Here is a 19,013-nt window from a genome sequence, read left to right on the forward strand (position 1 = left end):
GTGAGTGGTCTCGGTGTGGGGGAATGTTGAGCTTGTTAGGTGTTGTAATTAGATAGTTGGGAAAGGATTATTCTGAGCTGATAGTTGGCTCAGTGTCTGGAGTTTTTGCCTTTGGTAGTGATGGGGCTGTGGTGGGGATATAGGCAGCATTGCGATCTACGATAAAGGTCCAGCGCATGGGCTTCTCATAGGTATCGGCATCGAGCAATTTCCAACTCACAGTGATGTCGCAGGTAGGTTTGCGCAGACGTCGGTTGACTTTCCAAGAGAAAATTTTGCGATTGGGCTGAATGCTGAGAGGAACTTTCCCGAAGCCACTGACGCGCATGACGACGGAGTCGGGGTCGATATTATCGAGCGAGGAGAAATCGACTGAGATGGTTGGCATGCGATTTGAGATGGTGGAGCCGGCGGTAGGGGTGACGGGAAATGGGGTGGATTGGACGATGGCGCCGAGGCTAGCGGTGCTATTTGCGGTGGCGGGGAAGCGGGTAGCATTTTCAAAAATTGAATCGTGAGTGCCGAGGATGATGTATCGGGGCAGGGTCATATTTTCGGAGGTTTTTGAGACTTTACCGGGGAGGACGGTGAAGAGGCAGGCGTAGCCTTTTTGCTTTGCGATGTCGAACATCTCGGGGGTGTGGAAGCCACCGGGGTAGGCGTAAGTTTCAATGGATTTGTCAAATTTGTCTTCTAAGAAGGATTTTGATTCGCCGAACTCGGTGTTGAGGAAGGCGGAGTAGGCCTCGGTGCCGAGTTTGATATTTTTTTTGACGGTACTCGGGTAGGGGTGTGAGACAGAATGTGAGCCGATGCTTGCTCCGTGTTGCATCATTTCTTTAATCATGTCGGAGCTGAGGGCTTTACCGCCGCCGTCGACATAATTCTTATAGAGGAAGAGGGTGAAGGGGTATTCGAATTCTTTGAGTATCGGGAAGGCGTGGGTGTAGACTGATTTCCAGCCATCATCGATCGTGATGAGGACGCTTCTCTCAGGGAGTTTGAGAGTGCCATTTTTCCAAGCGAGGAATTCTTCTAGGCTGATGACTGTGTATTTCAGGTCTTTGAGAGCTTGCATTTGCTTGCGGAACTTATCGGTGGGCAAGCGCATTTCGGTAGCTTCTTGGTCCTCGGTAAATTCGTGGTAGCCGAGCACACTGACGAGTGAGGTGTCTTTGGTCGTTTGGACAAGCGTGGGTGGGTTCACTGCGTCCGCGACTGCTTTTTGGGAGTCGTCAGCGGTGAGTGGAGCTTGCGCCTGAAGGGCCCAAGTGAGCGCGCAGGTAAGCAATGTAGCTAGCAATGAGGTGGTCTTCAAGATGGGTCTACTGTAAGCTGCGAGGGTGGCTTGTAAATCCTGATATGAGCTGAGTTTGAAGTTCTGCGAACAATGCTTGCTATGCAAGGGTGGGGTACTATCGTGCGTAGGATTTCGGGACGATGACTCCACTATTGCGCAAATTTTTGGGAATGAACTGGGTGTTAGTGCTCACGATGGTGGGGCTGATAGTCTTTGGGATATTTTCGATTGAGAGTGCGGCGCGGCATTTGCCACAGGGGGGGGAGTATTATGCGGACCGGCAGAAGATGTGGGCGATGATTGGGGGAGTGGTGTACATTGTGACGGCATTGGTGGATTACCGTTGGATCAAGTACTTGGCATTACCGATGTATTTGGGGGGCTTGGGGCTGATGGTGGCGGCGATGTTTGTAGACAATGAGGTACACCAATTGAATTTTGCGGGGGTGAGTTTTCAGCCAGCACAGTTTATGGTGGTGGCTGGTTTTATCAGCATGGCGATGATGCTGCAGCAGATGCCGAGGGTGCATCCACTTTTGGGTTTACCGATTGTGAAGGTGGGGATGATAGCGGTGATGTCTTTGGTGCCCTTTGCGATGGTTGCGAAGATGGGAGACATGGGGTCGGCCTTGGTGTGGTTACCTGTTGTGGGGGTGATTATGTTGACTGGTGGGATTCCGTTTCGGTACCTGAGCTTCATTGTATTAATTGGTTTGGCGATGATTCCTCCGTTATTTTTCATCGTATTACCGACCCAGTCAGAGCGTGGGACAAAGCGGATTGAGCTCTACCTTGATATGCTAAACCAACGGGAAGTAGATATTCAGGGAGATGCCTATGCACCGCATTATATTGGGATGGCGGTAGGCAAGGCTGGATGGAAGGGTGTGGGGCATTTAGCTGATGCTAACAAGGGGTCGATTCACGATAAAAAGTACATTCCTTGGAAGACGGCTCACAATGATTTCATTTTTGCTGTGATCGCCGAGGAACAAGGTTTTCGCGGCAGCTTGGTATTAGTGGCTGTGTATGGGGTGTTATTGATTCAGGCATTATTTATTTCTTATTACAGCCGAGATTTATCTGGGCAGGTGATTGCGTGTGCTGTGGTGGCATTATTTTTTGCGCATATTTTTGAGAATATTGGCATGCATATTCGGATCATGCCGATCACGGGGATTCCGTTGCCACTGGTATCGTATTCAGGGACATTTTTGGTGATGTGTATGTTTATGTTGGGGATGGTGCAGAGTGTGTGGGTGCATCGGAATGAGGTGCTGCCAGAGGACATGACAAAGCCGATAAAATTATCGAGGCGGGGGCGGAGTTTGGTGATTGGGAAGCGCCGTGGTGAGGATAGGTCGAACCCGAATGAGGGGACGCAACGTGGAGAAGCGTTGTAGTGGAGGCTTGAATTCTTGGGATCTACGCCTAGCGTTCAGCCATGCGCCTTGATAAATTCATAGCCACGCACTCAGATGCGACACGCACATTAGCGAAAGCGGCCATTAAGTCTGGTCAGGTACGGGTCAATGGGGAGGTGGTTCGGGACCAGGGAAAGAAGGTGTCTGAGAAGGACGTCATCAAGGTGCATGGGCAATTGATTGAGGAATCTGGCGAAGTGTATTTGGCTCTTTACAAGCCTGAGGGTGTTTTATCGTCGACAGGAGCTGAGGAAGAGGATGACACGGTCATTGATCTTGTTGATGGGTATACACACAAGGAATTGCATGTGGCGGGGCGATTGGATAAAGATACGACAGGGTTGGTGTTGCTCACGAGTGATGGGAAGTGGAGCCATCGTGTGACCTCACCGAAATTTTCATGTGAGAAGGTGTACCATGTGGGCTTGGCTGATCCGATTGACGAGGAGGTTGTGGAAATTTTTGCAGAGGGGTTGATGTTACGTGGTGAGGACAAAGCAACTTTGCCAGCTCGATTGGAGTTGTTGGGTGAGCGTGAGGGACGCTTGACTTTGACGGAGGGCAAGTACCACCAGGTAAAGCGGATGTTCGGAGCGATCGGCAATAAAGTGGTAACACTAAAGCGCGAATCGATCGGTCAGGTGACTTTAGGTGATTTAGAGCCTGGTGAATTCTATGCACTTGACGCGGAGGACATTGAGAGCTTTTTGAAGTAGATCTATCACAAAGTTCGTGCTAGCCCTCAGGACATGTCAGTACCTATACGCGTGTTATTAGTAGTTTTGTTGGGATTAGCAGGGGTATCCCAAGCTCAGGTTATCATTGGTCAGGAGAAGACACTGAATGGTCCGAGTCATCGGACGATTACTGGGAAGGTACGCACTTTATTTTGGAAGGCAACGATTGACCAGCAGGTTGCATTTGTCTCTTTGGCGGATGTGGAGACGTTTGGGCTTCAGGAATATGCGGTGGATAATGCTGCTTATGTGCGTGAGCTGACGATATCACTGAAGTCGCGCAATTTGGTAAGGATTTATCATGTGGAACCACGCAACAGCCCGAGTGGCTATCTCAATGACACGGTTGAGAATTTCACAGAACGTCTGAGTGATGTGCAAGCTGCGGCATTGGGAGATAAAGGGCAGAGGGTGAATGCTGTGATTAAATCTTACCCGGTGACGACACACAAAGAGATGGTGGAATACCGCGTGAGCAAAAAGCAGACGATTGCAGATCTCTATGCCCATTTAGAGAAAGCCTATCTTGATTACCACGCTACGGAGGTGGTCGAGGGGCAGCGTGCTCAGACGATCTCTGAGGTGAAGGTGGAAGAGTAGAGGGGGATGTGGGTAGTTGGCTGAGGAATAAAAAATGCCCAAGTGTGGGTCACTTGGGCATTAGTTTGGGAAATGTGTTTGTGAGGTTTATTGAGCGATGGCAGCGAGGACAGCTTTTTGTGCGTGCAGACGGTTTTCAGCTTGTTGGAAGATCGTGTCTGCGTGTAGCTCGAGGATTGCTTCGCTAATTTCTTTTTCGCGGTATGCTGGGAGGCAGTGGAGGACGATGTGGTCGTCAGCAGCATGGCTTAGGAGCTCAGCGTTGACTTGATAGTCGCCGAAGAGTGCTTCTTTTTCGGCTTGTCCTTCTTGGCCCATGGAGAGCCAGACATCGGTGTTGATGACGTGGGCACCTTTGACCGCTTCGACTGGATCTGAGGTGAGGGTGACATTGGGGGCGTTGACCTTGTCCATCCAATCTTTTGGTGGTTGGCAGGATTCTGGAGCAGCGACGACGAGTTCAAATCCGAGGTATTTAGCAGCCCAGATCCACGAACGTGACATATTGTTGTCGCCATCGCCGATGAAGACGCATTTTTTACCTTCCCAAGTACCGAGTTTTTCTTTGACGGTAAGGAGGTCTGCGAGGATTTGGCAGGGATGTTCTTCGTCAGTCAGGGCATTGATGGTGGGGATTTCTGAGAAATCTGAGAAATCGACGACATCTTGTTGGTCGAAGGTGCGGATGATACAGCCGTGAATCATGCGGCCGAGTACGCGAGCGGTATCCTTGATGGGCTCACCGCGGCCGAGTTGGATGTCGTTAGAGGAGAGAAACATGATGGAACCACCGAGTTCGCGGACACCGACTTCGAAGGAGACGCGTGTGCGGGTGGATGATTTTGTGAAGATCATGGCCCAAGTCTGGCCAGCGAGTGGTTGGGTGCTGTGGTTACCACGCTCTGCTTTGAGAGTGACCGCTGAGTCGATCAGAGCATTGAGGGTGGGGGCGTCGAGTTCTTCGATAGAAAGTAAATGTTTCATAGCAGCGAGCGCGGAGAAAAACATGGAGTTAGGGTGCTTGTCGATGCTGAAATCCTTGAATGGGTGACAATTCTGTCCCCTCGAGGAGGCGTTTATGACGATGGGGCGCTAAGAACGCTGTGGACCTCAATGTCGTGTGGTTCTACAGGAAGTGAGTTGTGGAGCTGAAGCTCATAGCAGATACCGAGCAAAAAGGCGTCATCGCGACGGTTTTCTAGGAGGCGGTCATAGTAGCCACCACCTTTGCCGAGGCGTTGGCCAGAATGCGTGTATGCGTATGCTGGGCAGAGAAAGAGGTCGATTTCCTGTGGCGGGGTGGCATGGGGAGAGGAATCGGTGGGTTCGAGAATGCCGAAGAGGCCTGGGCTGAGGTCGCTGAAGGCGGCAACGCGGTGGAAAGTCATCGAGCCGCCTGGGAGAGATTTTGGGTAGACGAGGTGGTGGTGAGGCAGCAATTGGTGCAGGGCGCTGAGATCGGGTTCCATTGGCAGGGCCGCGAAGCTGGCAATTGTGCGGATATTCGGGTGTTTTTGGGTAAATTGAACGATCTGCTGGCAGAGTTGCTGTGAGGCCTGAGCTTTGAGGTCTGAGGGGAATGCTTTGAGAGCTTCACGCATGGCTCGGCGGATGCGATTTTTTTCGAGTTTCGGGTCAAAATCCATGGATGTGGGTCAAATATAGGGAAAAGGGGGAGGATTGGGCATTTCCCGCTTGCCAGAATCTAAATCTCTGGTAAACGAGCCGTCCCGCTTTGCGCAACACGCGCATAATACTCTGCGGAGCAAACATATTAACAACTAAATTACCGATTACCATGGCAAGAATTTTCGGAACCGAAATTCCCAATGAGAAGCGCATCGAAGCTTCTCTTCCATACATTTACGGTGTTGGTCGCACAACTGCTAAGAAGATCCTTGAGCAGGCAGGTGTAGATCCAGACATCCGTACTGGTCAGCTCTCAGAAGAACAACTCGTAAAGATTGCCTCGGTAATCACAAGCGAGAGCATTCTTATTGAAGGTGACCTTCGTCGTGAGAAGCAAGCAGCGCTTAAGCGTTTGACTTCTATCAACTGTCACCGTGGCCAGCGTCATAAGCGTGGCCTTCCTGTTCGTGGCCAGCGCACTAAGACCAATGCTCGTACTCGTAAGGGTAAGAAGCGTACAATGGGTGTAGCTAAGTAACCTTTGACCTGTAAATACAATGTCTGAAGAAATTAAAGAAACTGAAGCTACTGAGGAAGTAGTACCAACAGCAGAAGCTCCTGCAGAGACTCCAGCTCCTGAAACACCAGCAGCAGAAGAAGCTCCTAAGAAGGAAGAGAAGAAGCGCGACATTTTCGCAGAAATCGCAGGTGGCGAAGAAGAAGTCACTAAGATTCACAAGGCGAAGAAGTCCAAGAACATCACTGCTGGTATCGTTCACGTTACAGCAACATTCAACAACACTCTTGTCAACGTTACTGACTTCAATGGTAACGCAATTGGTTGGTCATCTGCTGGTAAGATGGGCTTCAAGGGTTCCCGTAAGTCTACCGCATATGCTGCTCAGGTTGTTTCCCAAGATGCATGCCGCCAGGCAATGTCTCACGGTCTCAAGACTGTAGAAGTTCGCGTTAAAGGCCCTGGTGCTGGTCGTGAATCAGCAGTTCGTGCTGCTCAAGGCCTTGGTCTTGAAATCACAGCAATTAAAGATGTGACACCAGTCCCACACAACGGCTGCCGTCCTAAGAAAGCACGTCGCGTCTAATTTAACCTAACTTTAACTATTTTTTATTATGGCACGTTATATTGGCCCTAAAGATAAGATCAGCCGCCGATTCGGTGTAGCTCTCTTCGGACCTTCCAAGGCACTTGAGCGTCGTAACTTCCCACCAGGTCAGCACGGTCTTCGTGCAGGTCGTCGTAAGAAGTCTGACTACTCAGTAGCTCTTGGTGAGAAGCAAAAGCTTCGTTTCCAATTTGGAGTTCTCGAGAAGCAATTCCGCGCGTACTACGCAGAGGCAGTACGTCAGCGTGGAATTACAGGTGACACACTTGTACGTCTTCTTGAGACACGTCTCGACAACGTATGCTACCGTCTTGGTTTCGGTAACACACGTTCTGCAGCACGTCAGTTTGTGAACCACGGTCACGTTACAGTGAACGGTGTGAAGACAGACATCGCATCCTACCAGTGTAAGCCAGGTGATGTGATTGCAGTAGCAGAGAAGGCATCTTCTCAGCAACTCGGTCTCCGCGCACTTGACCTCACGCAGGCAGTACCTCTTAAAGATTGGATCACACTCGATCGTGAGAAGATGGTTGGTACCATCGCTCGCCTTCCTGAGCCAGATGATTTCGATCACGGAGTCAACGTTCAGCTCGTTGTTGAACTTTACTCTCGTTAATCTCTCAGAGAGAAGACGATTTACAGAAAACGCAAGGTCGCGAGGCCTTGCGTTTTTTTATTTTTGAAACGTGGTAGGCATGTTTGCTTGGGGTGTGGTGAATAGCTTAGAAGCGAGAATTAAGTGGCGGTCATTACGGTGGTGGAAGGCGATCAAGTGGCCCTCGGCGCACGAGGTGGATTTTGGTGGGTTTACTGTTTCCTTTGGCTTCAAGGATTGTGAGGTGTGGGTTCACGGGGGGGAAGATGGCGGGAGGTGTATTGCTAGCTTGCCTAAGCAAGATAAGGTGCAGCGTCTGAGTGATCTCAAGGGTGAGTTGATTTGTGGATCCTATCGTGTGGTTATTGAAGCCCCATTGGTCAGTGAAGACGGAGAGGTTCACGCGATAATACGCGATGTGGACGGAGGGGAAGAAGTGGGAGCTGCGGCCCTTGAAGGTGACTTAGAGTCAGGTGTGCGATATGGTGAGCAATTCGTGATCTGGCATCGGACTGAGAGCCGTGATGCCTACTTGGAGGTGGCGTTTGTTGAGGAGGTATCTGATTTGGCTATCTTGGTGACGAGCTTGTTGGTTTTTGCGCGATTTTCCGCTGGTGGCGGTGATGTGGGGTAGTGGGGAGGCCTAGTGAGAAGCTGAAAAATCTGAGTGATTCGGGCTTGCTCGAACGAGGATGGCGGCTAGGTTCAGCGCATGAGTATTCAGCAATTTGCTAACCAATTTGTCTGTGATTTGGTCGCCTATGAGCCAGGTAAGCCGATTACGGAGACTGCACGTGAGTTGGGGTTAGACCCTGAGAGCATCGTGAAGGTGGCTTCTAACGAAAACCCCTTGGGGCCGGCACCAATGGCTTTAGATGCTATTCGCAACGCGGCAGGTGAGATGCATATCTATCCTGACGGTGGGGGCTATAAGTTGCGCACGGCCTTAGCTGAGAAATACGATTTAGGTATCGAGAATGTGGTATTGGGCAATGGATCAAACGAGATCATTGAGTTGTTGTGCCATTGTTTTTTGAATCCGGAAGCTGAGTTGATTGCAGCGGAGCATGCATTTGTGGTGTATAAGTTGATGGCAACTCTGTTTGGGGCTGGGTACGTGGAAGTAGCGGATCCGAACTTCGTGCATGATTTGGATGCGATGGCGGATGCAATTACCGAGAAGACACGTTTGGTATTTATAGCGAATCCTAACAACCCAACAGGAACTATTGTAGGAGAGGAAGAGATCGCTCGTTTTATGGAGCGTGTTCCTGAGCATGTGGTGGTTGTCTTTGACGAAGCGTACTTTGAGTTTTTATCAGATGCTCCAGACACATTGAAATATGTGCGTGAGGGGCGCAATGTAGTGGTCTTGAGGACCTTCTCGAAGGCATATGGCTTGGCTGGGCTGCGGATTGGCTATGGTTTAGCGGCGCCGCAAGTCGCAGGCATTTTGCAGAAAGCGCGTCAGCCATTCAACACAAATGAAGTAGCACAGAGGGCTGCATTGGCCTCACTTGAAGACACAGCACATGTGGAAAATACGGTAACTAATAATGCAGAAGGGTTAGCATTCTATGAAGCGGCATTCCAAGAGCGCGGCATGAACTACGTACCTTCGGTGGCTAATTTTATTCTGGTAGAGGTGGGGGATGGCGACAAAGTGTTTGATGCCATGCTTCAACAGGGAGTGATTGTCCGTGCAATGCGCGGGTATAAATTACCAGGATGGGTACGTATCTCGATTGGGACAAAAGCGGAAAACGCACGTTGTCTTGAGGTATTAGATCAAGTACTAGCTCCAGTTTAAATGAAGGTTGGGGACACAGTTGCTGCGATAGCAAGTGCGCCTGGAGTAGGTGCTGTTTCGTTGATACGAGTGAGTGGGCCTGATGCTGTTAGTATGGCAGCAAAGGCCTTGCGCTGTAAGGGCGGGCTCGAAGCTCAACCCGAGCGTTATGCCGTTCTTGGCAAGGTGCTCAATGGTGATGGAGATGTTATCGATGAAGTGTTAGCAACTGTGTTTAGAGGACCTCGTAGTTTTACGGGCGAGGATGTGGTAGAGCTGGCGTGTCACGGTGGTGTTTTGGTGACTCGCCGGGTGCTTGAGCGTCTATTGGAGTGTGGAGCACGTTCTGCGGACCCTGGCGAGTTTAGCCAGAGGGCATTTGAGAATGGGAAGTTAGATCTGACACAGGCGGAAGCCATTATGGATTTAATTTCAGCTCAGACAGACATGGCGATGCGGGCAGCTCATGAGCAGCTGCAGGGTAGGCTGGGTGACCAGTCTGAGGCTCTTCGAGAGAGCTTATTGGGTGTAGTAGCCCACGTGGAGGCATACATTGATTTTCCGGAGGAAGATATCGACCCAGATACGGGGGCTGCGATGTTGAAGCGAATTGCTGAGGTGCAGGAAGGTATTGGTAAGATGCTCTCGACAGCAGAGCAGGGGAGGATTTTACGTGAAGGTGTGCGCACTGTGATTTGTGGCGAGCCCAATGTGGGGAAATCATCATTGCTCAATGCTTTGTTAGGGTATGAGCGTGCGATAGTCTCTGATGTTGAGGGGACCACTCGTGATACAGTGGAAGAGGTCATCAACGTGAAAGGAATACCGGTACGGTTGATTGATACTGCTGGAGTGCGTGATTCTTCTGATCGAATCGAACAGCAAGGCATTGTACGTTCAGAGAAGCAGATTGAAATGGCTGACCTGATTTTGGAGGTCGTGGATGGCAGTAAGGCTGGAGAGCGCTTGCTAGGTGAAGATCAAATTCGAGGTAGGCACCACCTGTTAGTGGTAAACAAGACAGATCTGGGGCAGGATGATGTTTGGGCTGGATCTGGAGGAGTAAGGATTTCTTGTAGGCAAGATCACGGTTTGGATGCACTGGCAGATGCGATTTCAGAGGAATTACTATTGAGTGAATCTAGTTGGGGGGGGCATGCGATGGCTATCAATGCTCGGCACCAGGATTGTTTGAAGAAAGCTTCTAAGTCGTTAGATGTGGCTAGGGAGTCACTTGAATTGCAAGCGGGGGTTGAGTTTGCAGCGATCGACTTGAGGGAAGCGCTAGATGCGATTGGTGAGATTGCTGGGCGCGTGGACACTGAGGAGATTCTCGGGGAGATTTTTGGGAGTTTTTGTATTGGTAAGTAGGTTTTAATCTTCGTTGAGGAGACCATCTTGGTAGGCGGTGACGAGGCCTTCTAGAGCTTTAATTTGTTGTTGGATGGCTTTCCCTTGTTCGGTGTGTTTTACGAGTCTTGGGCTATTGTAGGATCTAATTTTGCGCATGGTTGGGATGATATCTTCGCCCGTTCTGACGACGGAGACTGGGTCTTTGAATCCATGGTGTTGGGCGAGGTAGTCACCGGTATGTGAGAGAATGAGTGTGAAGCCCTTGTCTCCGTATGCTTCTGAAAATGCGCCATCGATGGTGACTGCATTTCCACCGCGTTTGATAGGGTCTTCGCCATTTTCGACTTTTACTGGGACGTGTCCGTTGACGATGAGTCCACCCTCTTCGACCTGCATATCTTGGCATACTTTTTCACAGAATGCGGGGTTGTGAATCCGATCAAACCATGGGTTTCTGGATTCTTTTCGTGCGGCCTTATTGTCGATGAAATACGACTCGAAGGTCGCCATTTTGTCTTTTCCGAAGAGTGGCGAGCGAGGGCCAGCCCAGAGGTAGTAGAACCAATCTTTGTCATTTTGGTCAGCTGAGGACCCTTTACGGAAAGCGCGCTTGATGACTTTATTGAATGCGGCGAATTGGTCGGGGCCTGAGTGTTCAATACCATCGATGTTGATGGGGAGGTAATCACCTGAGGGGGAGAGTGCCAGGCAGGCGTGGAAGATGACTGCTTTATCGCGGACTTCCGCCATGCTGCCACGTTCTACGACCCACTTCATGTGTTCCCAGAGTCGGGACGAACTAACAAATGAAGTAACGAGGCGATCTAGGCATTGTTGTTCTTCGGGGGTGAGACGGTTCGGGTCAGATGGATCAATCGTTGGGAAGTGAGTATCGCGCAGGGGGTAGGTGTGGGAATCGAGGGTGATTGTGTGGTCTTGGAAATTGATATGTTTGAGAATATTGCGTGAATCCATGTCCCATTCTGGGTGGCGATCTACGATTTGGCCTTCGAGTTTGAATTGGATGATGGCGATGGCTTTTTGCATCCTAGCGATGGTGAGTTCGTCTCTTTCGCCACCGCGTTTAGGTTTGAAGTAGGTTGCTGGATCATCCTGATAGATTGTGTTAGCAAGTTGTTCGAGTGGTTTTGTGATAATGCCATAGCCTTCTTCGAGCTGGAACATTCTGCGGTACCTGAGCGAGACTCTGAGGACGATTGCGATCAGGGCTTCTTGGCCTAGGCAGGCACCCATCCAACTGACATCATGGTTGCCCCAGACGATTGAGACATTTGGTTGTTTAATGAGATAGTCGATAACCCAGTCGATACGAGCTCCGCGATCACCCAGGTCACCAGCCACGATGAGTTCTTCGACAGTGATATTTCTGATAAACCTAGAAGCAGCACGGAGGGCTTGGTAATCCATATTACGCTTTACGAGTTCCTTTACGGTGACTTCGAGAAATGCGCTATGATGGCCGCCTGCTGGGTAGTTGAGTAGGGTTTCGAAGAGTTCTCTGAATAGTTTGGGGGTGTAGTGCTTGATGTCTTTACGGCGTTTTGTCCGTATTTCTGAGCGGATGATTGCGAATTGTTTGGTGAGGCTTTCGAGTACCCAATGGAAGCGAGCATCTTGGTTCTCACCGAGTTCTTCGGCCTTCATTTGGAGGAGTTCAGTGGGGTAGTAGAGGAGGTGAAGAAATTCGTTGAATGGCTTTGAGTTGGTATCGCCATTGAAGAGGTCGGCGACGACAGGTCTGAGGCGGCCAGAAGCATTATTAATGACATGGCGCAGTTTTCTGGCTTCACCGTGGACGTCTGAGATGACATGGGTGACACCTTTTGGGAGTTCGAGTTGAGCCTTGAGAGAGGCTATTTCGTAGACTGCTGACTCGGAGGAGGGAAAAGATTTTGAGAGGATTTGATGAATGAGCTTCTCCATATGGGAGTGATAAGGCCATTTGTGAAGTCATGTAAGGGGAATGTGTGTTCTAAAAATGGGAATGTGTTTTTTGATTATTTTCCGTTGAGGAGTTTGCCGAGCGGTTTCTTTCTAACAACGAAATGATATGCCAGCAGGAGTGGTGCGAGAGTGGCGAGAATGACAATGGGGAATTTAAGAAAGCAGGTGATTTGCCAATTTTGGATGAGCAATTGGATTGCGAAGACGAGAGGAAGGTGAGCGAGGTAGAGCCAATATGAGGCATCGGATAGGTAGCGCATCACTTTTGAGGGGTGTGAGCAATATATCTGAAAGAACCCGATGCAGGCGAAGACCATGGACCAGGTGAAAAGGACTTGTAGAATGTCTGATAGAATTTGTAGGTTTGGAGCATTATAGTAGCTCCACCACTCGGTCCACATTCCCAGTGGGAAGAGGAAGAGTAGAGCTGTTACGGTGAGTAATTTCCATCTTAGGCCGACAGGTGTCTTGGGGTGGAGAAAAAGAAGGCACCCGAAAAAGAAGAAGGTGGCGTAGTAGAGCAGGACTGGGAGTTTGGGTATCAGTCCGAGTGATGATTCAGGGCCAAATGTTGGGTAGCTTCTGGTAAGGAATGATTGGATGACGAGGGTGATGGGTACTATGTAGAAGAGGTTGCTTGGGTAGGTTAAGAAGCGCTTGGGAAAGTTAGGTTTGGGGCAAATGGTAATGAGGCTGAAAGCGAGCACGAAGAAGCAGAGAAAGTAGAGGAACCAGAGGTGATGGAAATTGAAGTCGGCAAGGATATTTCCGGAGTGGAAGCTGGCGAAGAGTTCAGCGGTTCCTTGTTTTTGGTATGCTTGTGTTAGGATGTAATTGATGAGCGGGCTGGTTAGGGGGGCGAAGATAAGGAGTGGGATGAGGATGCGCTTGAGGCGGTGTAAGAGGAGTTCCTTTAATCCACGCTTTTGATAGAGCATACAGGTGAAGTATCCGCTTATGAGGAAGAAGAGTTGCATGCGAAATCCATGAACTCCGTAGAAAAGCCAGGCGAAGCATTGGTTATGAGAGGGGTCAACGACAGCCCAGTTGAAGCCTGCGTAGGCGATGGCCGCGTGTAGGACGATACCAAGCAGCATGGCGCAGGCGCGCAAGGCATCGAGATCGTGGCGGCGGGTGTCGAGGGTGTGAGGCATTGGGGGTCAGACGCGCTTTTGGTCAAGGACTGAAGCTTTGATAGGGTCTGAGGATGAGAGGTGGGCGATGGCGATAGCGATGGCGTCGGCAGCATCGTGCGGAGGAGTTTCGCTTAATCCTAACAAGGCTCTTACCATGAAAGCTACTTGAGCTTTATCGGCATTGCCATTTCCCACGACAGCTTTTTTGATTTTTTTAGGGGCGTATTCGAAGACTTCGAGGCCTGAGTCTGCTGCGGCGATGAGAGCTGCGGCTCTGGCGGCGCCCATGCTGATGGCGGTACGGACGGACTGGACATAGATGATGCCTTCAACGGCTACGACATCGGGTTGGTACTGGGTAATGAGATTATGTAGGCCAGTTCTGACGGCAGAGAGCGCGCCTGATTGGGGGATTTTGGCAGGGATACTGATGACACCGTAATCGATGGCGCATTGTTTATGTTGGTCGCCTTCAATGATGGCGTAGCCGGTATTACGGACAGCGGGGTCGATGGCGAGGACTTTCATAAAAAATGCTAGATTGAGCGCGGCCAATCTAGCAGTGAGAAGGTGAGAGTGTGAAGTAAGAATCTCTGGAGTCTATCGACGACCGCGTCGACGCGGTGCAGGTGGACGCTTTTTACGCACTGGCTTAGCCGGCTTTTCGTCAAGAAGAGCGGTGTATTTGTAGTCGAAGTTTTCGAGCTTCTTGCGTTCGATTTTTTTACCGATAAAGTTTTCTACGGCGTCTGCGAAGTCGAGTTCATCGGCGGTAAGGATAGTGAAGGCATCACCTTCTGATTCGGCGCGGCCAGTACGTCCGATGCGGTGGACGTAATCTTCTGAGTTTTCGGGGACGCGGTAGTTGATGACGTGTGAGACTGAGGAGATATCGATACCACGTGCGGCAACGTCGGTGGCAACCATGATGTCGTAGGTGCCGTCTTTGAAGCCGGCGAGGGCCTTCATGCGGTCTTTTTGGCCGATATCGGAGTGCATGGCGATGACTTTAGCGTCGGTCTTATCGTTGAGTAGGAGGCAGACGGAATCGGCTTCTTTACGGGTACGGGTGAAGACCATGACGGACTGTGTGTCGGTGCGATTGATGAGTTCAACGAGGAGGTCATCACGCTGGTCCATGGAGACGGGATAGAAGGCGTGCTGGATGGTGGAAGCAACTTCGCGGCGAGCAATTTCGATTTGGGCTGGGTTATCGAGGCAGAAATCAGCGAAGCCCTGAATCGCAGGGGGCATAGTGGCGGAGAAGAAGAGGGTCTGGCGGTCGGGGAGGTCGAGCCACTTAAATTTTTCTTCGCGTTCTTCGCGTGGTTTATTGAGTTCCGCTTTCCACGGGCAGAGGTTGACGATTTTACGAACGATGGGGAGGAAGCCCATATCGAGCATGCGGTCGACTTCATCAAGGATGAGGATTTTGACATTCGCGAAGCGCATCGTACCACGGTAGAAGTGGTCGACGAGGCGGCCGGGAGTGGCGACGACGACATCGGCATTTTTAAGTTGATCGGTTTGAGCGCCGTAGCCGACACCACCGAAGAGGAGAGCAACTTTGCAGCCGGTATGTTTACCGTAGGTTTCGAATTGTTCTGCGACTTGGTGAGCGAGTTCGCGGGTTGGTTCGAGGACGAGGATTTGTGGTTTACCTAGAGCGGTGATTTTAGAGAGTGAGGGGAGGGCGAAGGCGGCGGTCTTTCCAGTACCGGTCTGTGATGCGCCAACCACATCGCGGCCCTCGAGCACGAGCGGGATGGCTTGAGCCTGGATCGGGGTGGGGTTTTCGTAGCCGGCTTCGCTAACGGCTTGAACGATAGGCTCTGAGAGTCCGAGATCTTTGAAAGACATAGAGGGGGATTAGGCTGGATTGTCCTAATGTGAAAGAACAAATGCGGATTTCTGATCACTTTCTGTGAAAAATCTGTCCTATTTTGTGAAATGAGGGAGATAATAGAGGTGTAAGTAAGTGACCAGTTTGACTACGTTGACTGAGACGGAGTTAATTAGACAATACACAGCGAAACGATGATGAAAGTAAAAAGTTTGATGCTCGTCCTTGGGGGGAGTTTGGCATTTCAGGCCAGTTTGGTGGCTGAAGAGGGCGTAGGGATTATTTCTGAGAATGATTCAGAAGCAATTAAGCATCGCTTGATGTGGATTGAGAATCCGAGCAGTGAGGCGACGATTGGTTGGGTGCAGGAGAGTGGGAAGCCTGGGGTTGTGCATTACGGTAAGGTGGACCAGAAGCGAAAGCATCATTTGTATGAGAAGAGCCAGCAGGTGCATCGGACGGTACCGATTGGTAAGGGGGTGAATTGTTTTGTGAAGCTCACAGGGCTGGAGCCGGATACTGCCTATTTTTACGTGATTAAGGATGCTTCTGGTGTGAGTCGGAGGTTAAAGTTTCACACGGCTCCAGCGACGAACAAGGCAATTACATTTATCAATGGTGGGGATTCACGGAGCAACCGCAAGACACGTCAGGAGCTCAACAAAATTGTGGCGAAGCTGAAGCCTTTATTTGTGTCGTTTTCAGGAGATATGATTGGATCACCGACGCATGACCAATGGGACAAATGGTTTGAGGATTGGCAGCTGACGATCTCTGAGGACGGGACGATCATACCCATTGTGGCGCACCGAGGGAACCATGAGAACAAGAAGGATGCGATCAGCAAGGAGTTTGATACACCCGCGGACGTTTATTATGCTTTTACAGTTGGGAAGAATCTTTTGCGGTACTACGCGTTGAATTCTGAAATTCCTGCAGAGGGGGCACAGAGTGCGTGGCTGGACCAGGACTTAGGGAAGCATGCAGGTTCGGTGACTTATACCGCAGCGGGATATCACAAGCCGATGCGGCCACACGTCTCGAAGAAGAAGGAGGGAACGAACCCGTACAAGTGGGCGCCAATTTTTTATAAGCATGGAGTCGACTTGGCATTTGAGTCTGACTCTCACTGTATTAAGCGCACGCAGCCATTGAGGCCAGCTTCAGATGGTGCGGAGGGATTTGTCGCAGCACCAAATGATCCGAAGGCGACTGTGTACACTGGTGAAGGTTGTTGGGGGGCACCCTTAAGAAAGGCAGATGATGCAAAATCTTGGACGCTGGATTGTGCGGCATTTAATGGCTTTGATTGGGTTTCGGTGAATGCTGAATCTATGCAAATCAAGACCGTCAAATTGGAAAAAACTGGTGCACTGAAGGTTGAGGCTGTGGAGCAACGAAATTCCTTCAAAACCCCTAAGGGATTGAGTTTGTGGCAGGCGAAGGGTGGCGAAGTGCTGACGATTAGAGCGAAGAAAAAATAGTGTGCGCTTGCCAAGCGGTGGCGGAAAGCTCTATATAAACATACTGAACTTTAGGTCCCCCAGCTCGGCAATGAGTCTGGGGGATTTTTTATCGGTAGAAATCACAATTCGTACAAAATTTTGAATGCATTTTTAGAGCATTGTATCCGTGGGCAGCTGAGTCCACATGAGGGGAGCCTGTACAGCAAGGTGGCTTGGTTATGGTTGAGCTTGTTGCAGCTGGCAGTGGCTGTGACTTTCGCGGCTCGGGGATGGTTGATGTACCGTTGGGACAGTCACATTCGAGGTTTGATTTGGAATGAGGAGGCGGTGGCTCCCTTGTTGGCGAAGGTGAGCGATGTGAGCTGGGAAGATTTTGCGCTAGAATCTGACCCTTATATCACCGGGGGGATTGAGTTTTTGGGGATAGCTCTGATGGTAGGGGCATTTCTGACCTTATTAATGCGTATTCCCTATTTTGCCATTTTCAAGTGGGCCCTGATTCCATTGTGGGCGATAGTGGCATTGGATAGTTACAGTAACTTTTTTGATGTGCATTACCAGGAGGGCATGTTGATCGAGTATGCGCTTCAAGTCGGGCTGCCTTTGTTATTTTTGTGGGTGTTAGTATTTCCTAGGCAATTAGTTGCGTGGGGGTGGGTTGCTTGTTGTTTAGCGAGTATGTGTTTCATCGGGCATGGCTTGTATGCTGTGGGCCACCATCCGGTGCCTTGGTTGTTTCAGAATATGACGATGGAGATTTTAGGAGTGGGGGAGTCCGCGGCGAAAGGGTGGCTGTACCTGATGGGGGTATTAGACTTTATAGTCGCCATTGGGGTGTTGGTTCCGTGGTTACGCAAGCCGAGTTTGGTCTATATGGTTTTTTGGGGAGGCGTGACGAGCATTGCGAGGGTGCTGGCGCATTATGAACCCGCTGAGAAGTTCTACGGGATGGACCCGTGGGTTGCTGAGATGTTTGTACGTTGTAGCCATTGGTTAGTGCCTTTGTTGGTATTGATGTTATTGCCCTTAAAGAGTCAGAACGGCCGGCTCACCTTGAGTTTGCTAGAGATTAGTTCACAGACTCGGAGAGTGTTGTCGAAGGCGACGATCTTGCATAAGTAATGGGTGTCTGAAAGCTCGCTGGACAAGGCGGTGGTGAGCTATTATGGCTATGGGCATGACAGTAGAACCGGTTGGTAATTATCGTGCGATTTGGGGAGAAGGTCCGATTTGGTGGGAAGGTAAGTTACTTTATGTCGATATTGAAGCGCACAAGGTGCTGAGTTTCGACCCCTTGAGCGGTGAGGAGAAGGAATGGTGCGTGGGTGAGCGTGTGGGAACGGTTGTGCCGAGGGAGACTGGTGGGATGGTGATTGCTGGTGACAATGGCGTGGCATTTTTAAGTGAGGCTGGGGAGAAGCAGGTAATTTCAGATCCTGAACCAGATAAGAGTGACAACCGTTTCAATGATGGGAAGTGCTCTCCTGATGGCCATTTTTTTGCTGGGACGATTTCTTTAGTCAAGAAGACTGGGGATGCCCGCTTGTATAAGTTAGACAAGGATGGTTCTTTGGCTGAGGCTTTTGGGCCTGTGACCAATTCTAACGGTTTAGCATGGTCGGTGGATGGGGCAGTGATGTACTACATCGACACGCCGCGTCGTGAGATTTTGGCCTTTGATTATGCGGATGGGCATATGACGAACATGCGCAGCGTTGTTGATACTGGCCACATTGATGCATCACCTGATGGCATGACGATTGATTCTGATGGCAACCTTTGGGTGGCATTTTGTCACGGTGCCTGTGTGGCGTGTTTTAATCCCACGAGTGGTGAGGAGATTCGCAGGGTAGAGGTTCCATGTTTGGAGACGACAGCCTGTGCGTTTGGTGGAGAGGCGCTAGATGAGCTGTATATCACGACTGGTGTGCACAAGACCGAAAAGGAAGAACACGCTGGTAGATTATTTCGCGTGACTGGACTTGGTGTGTGTGGGGTACCTGCTTATGCCTATCAGGGGTAAATTTAGTCACAATTGATGATTGCGGC

The 19,013-nt window shown here is 50.3% G+C and carries 19 protein-coding genes; 12 read left to right on the plus strand and 7 right to left on the minus strand.

Annotation, left to right across the window (positions count from 1 at the left end):
- Nucleotides 1-67 precede the first annotated feature (67 nt).
- Nucleotides 68-1,405 carry a polysaccharide deacetylase family protein gene (locus tag ACFSW8_RS07135; RefSeq protein WP_377177820.1) on the minus strand — a complete coding sequence of 446 codons (1,338 nt, stop codon included), beginning with the start codon at nucleotides 1,403-1,405 and terminating at the stop codon, nucleotides 68-70.
- Between the two features lie 35 nt (nucleotides 1,406-1,440).
- Here ACFSW8_RS07135 and ACFSW8_RS07140 point away from each other — a divergent pair, with 35 nt between their 5' ends.
- From ACFSW8_RS07140 to ACFSW8_RS07150, 3 genes are read left to right on the plus strand one after another with little or no spacing between them, the layout of a single operon-like run.
- Nucleotides 1,441-2,703 (plus strand): FtsW/RodA/SpoVE family cell cycle protein, encoded by a 1,263-nt coding sequence (locus ACFSW8_RS07140; RefSeq protein ID WP_377090927.1) that lies wholly within the window; start codon nucleotides 1,441-1,443, stop codon nucleotides 2,701-2,703.
- A 41-nt stretch (nucleotides 2,704-2,744) separates the two neighbouring features.
- Nucleotides 2,745-3,440, plus strand: coding sequence for a pseudouridine synthase (locus ACFSW8_RS07145; protein WP_377090926.1), 696 nt, complete (start codon nucleotides 2,745-2,747; stop codon nucleotides 3,438-3,440).
- Between the two features lie 33 nt (nucleotides 3,441-3,473).
- The gene (locus tag ACFSW8_RS07150) at nucleotides 3,474-4,061 is read left to right on the plus strand and encodes a hypothetical protein (protein WP_377090925.1); all 588 of its coding nucleotides are present in this window, start codon (nucleotides 3,474-3,476) and stop codon (nucleotides 4,059-4,061) included.
- Between the two features lie 87 nt (nucleotides 4,062-4,148).
- Here ACFSW8_RS07150 and argF read toward each other — a convergent pair whose 3' ends face one another.
- Together argF and ACFSW8_RS07160 are read right to left on the minus strand one after the other, a co-directional pair.
- Nucleotides 4,149-5,045 (minus strand): ornithine carbamoyltransferase, encoded by an 897-nt coding sequence (argF, locus tag ACFSW8_RS07155; RefSeq protein ID WP_377090924.1) that lies wholly within the window; start codon nucleotides 5,043-5,045, stop codon nucleotides 4,149-4,151.
- Nucleotides 5,046-5,137: 92 nt separating this feature from the next.
- A complete protein-coding gene (locus tag ACFSW8_RS07160) occupies nucleotides 5,138-5,707 on the minus strand; it encodes a 5-formyltetrahydrofolate cyclo-ligase (RefSeq protein WP_377090923.1) in 570 nt (189 codons plus the stop codon).
- Nucleotides 5,708-5,859: 152 nt separating this feature from the next.
- Between ACFSW8_RS07160 and rpsM the strand changes: the two genes are divergently transcribed.
- The 6 genes from rpsM (at nucleotide 5,860) to mnmE (ending at nucleotide 10,572) form a co-directional block, all read left to right on the plus strand.
- Nucleotides 5,860-6,228: a 30S ribosomal protein S13 gene (gene rpsM, locus ACFSW8_RS07165; RefSeq protein WP_377090921.1), complete on the plus strand. Its 369-nt coding sequence runs from the start codon at nucleotides 5,860-5,862 to the stop codon at nucleotides 6,226-6,228.
- A gap of 19 nt (nucleotides 6,229-6,247) precedes the next feature.
- Complete coding sequence (gene rpsK / locus ACFSW8_RS07170) at nucleotides 6,248-6,793, plus strand: 30S ribosomal protein S11 (RefSeq protein WP_377090920.1); 546 nt, start codon at nucleotides 6,248-6,250, stop codon at nucleotides 6,791-6,793.
- Between the two features lie 28 nt (nucleotides 6,794-6,821).
- Nucleotides 6,822-7,433, plus strand: coding sequence for a 30S ribosomal protein S4 (rpsD, locus tag ACFSW8_RS07175; RefSeq protein WP_377090919.1), 612 nt, complete (start codon nucleotides 6,822-6,824; stop codon nucleotides 7,431-7,433).
- A 79-nt stretch (nucleotides 7,434-7,512) separates the two neighbouring features.
- The gene (locus tag ACFSW8_RS07180; RefSeq protein WP_377177822.1) at nucleotides 7,513-8,046 is read left to right on the plus strand and encodes a hypothetical protein; all 534 of its coding nucleotides are present in this window, start codon (nucleotides 7,513-7,515) and stop codon (nucleotides 8,044-8,046) included.
- A 78-nt stretch (nucleotides 8,047-8,124) separates the two neighbouring features.
- Entirely contained in the window at nucleotides 8,125-9,222 is a 1,098-nt protein-coding gene (gene hisC / locus ACFSW8_RS07185) for a histidinol-phosphate transaminase (RefSeq protein WP_377090917.1), read from the plus strand.
- Nucleotides 9,223-10,572, plus strand: coding sequence for a tRNA uridine-5-carboxymethylaminomethyl(34) synthesis GTPase MnmE (mnmE, locus tag ACFSW8_RS07190; protein WP_377090916.1), 1,350 nt, complete (start codon nucleotides 9,223-9,225; stop codon nucleotides 10,570-10,572).
- A 3-nt stretch (nucleotides 10,573-10,575) separates the two neighbouring features.
- Here the strand turns inward: mnmE and ACFSW8_RS07195 are convergent, their stop codons facing one another.
- The 4 genes from ACFSW8_RS07195 to ACFSW8_RS07210 all read right to left on the minus strand — a co-directional run bounded on the left by ACFSW8_RS07195 (nucleotide 10,576) and on the right by ACFSW8_RS07210 (nucleotide 15,515).
- On the minus strand, nucleotides 10,576-12,498 hold the full coding sequence (locus ACFSW8_RS07195) for a fructose-bisphosphatase class III (RefSeq protein ID WP_377090915.1): 1,923 nt from the start codon (nucleotides 12,496-12,498) through the stop codon (nucleotides 10,576-10,578).
- A 74-nt stretch (nucleotides 12,499-12,572) separates the two neighbouring features.
- A complete protein-coding gene (locus tag ACFSW8_RS07200; protein ID WP_377090914.1) occupies nucleotides 12,573-13,673 on the minus strand; it encodes an acyltransferase family protein in 1,101 nt (366 codons plus the stop codon).
- A 6-nt stretch (nucleotides 13,674-13,679) separates the two neighbouring features.
- Nucleotides 13,680-14,183, minus strand: coding sequence for a crossover junction endodeoxyribonuclease RuvC (gene ruvC / locus ACFSW8_RS07205; RefSeq protein WP_377177824.1), 504 nt, complete (start codon nucleotides 14,181-14,183; stop codon nucleotides 13,680-13,682).
- A 72-nt stretch (nucleotides 14,184-14,255) separates the two neighbouring features.
- A complete protein-coding gene (locus ACFSW8_RS07210) occupies nucleotides 14,256-15,515 on the minus strand; it encodes a DEAD/DEAH box helicase (protein ID WP_377090912.1) in 1,260 nt (419 codons plus the stop codon).
- A gap of 177 nt (nucleotides 15,516-15,692) precedes the next feature.
- On the opposite strand from ACFSW8_RS07210, the gene ACFSW8_RS07215 reads away from it, so the two are divergent.
- The 3 genes from ACFSW8_RS07215 to ACFSW8_RS07225 all read left to right on the plus strand — a co-directional run bounded on the left by ACFSW8_RS07215 (nucleotide 15,693) and on the right by ACFSW8_RS07225 (nucleotide 18,987).
- Complete coding sequence (locus tag ACFSW8_RS07215) at nucleotides 15,693-16,982, plus strand: purple acid phosphatase family protein (RefSeq protein WP_377090911.1); 1,290 nt, start codon at nucleotides 15,693-15,695, stop codon at nucleotides 16,980-16,982.
- A gap of 120 nt (nucleotides 16,983-17,102) precedes the next feature.
- Nucleotides 17,103-18,086 (plus strand): hypothetical protein, encoded by a 984-nt coding sequence (locus ACFSW8_RS07220; RefSeq protein ID WP_377090910.1) that lies wholly within the window; start codon nucleotides 17,103-17,105, stop codon nucleotides 18,084-18,086.
- 55 nt (nucleotides 18,087-18,141) lie between these two features.
- A complete protein-coding gene (locus ACFSW8_RS07225; protein WP_377090909.1) occupies nucleotides 18,142-18,987 on the plus strand; it encodes an SMP-30/gluconolactonase/LRE family protein in 846 nt (281 codons plus the stop codon).
- Nucleotides 18,988-19,013 lie beyond the last annotated feature (26 nt).

Origin of the sequence: Rubritalea tangerina (genome assembly GCF_042683245.1) — a bacterium.
GTDB lineage: Bacteria > Verrucomicrobiota > Verrucomicrobiia > Verrucomicrobiales > Akkermansiaceae > Rubritalea > Rubritalea tangerina.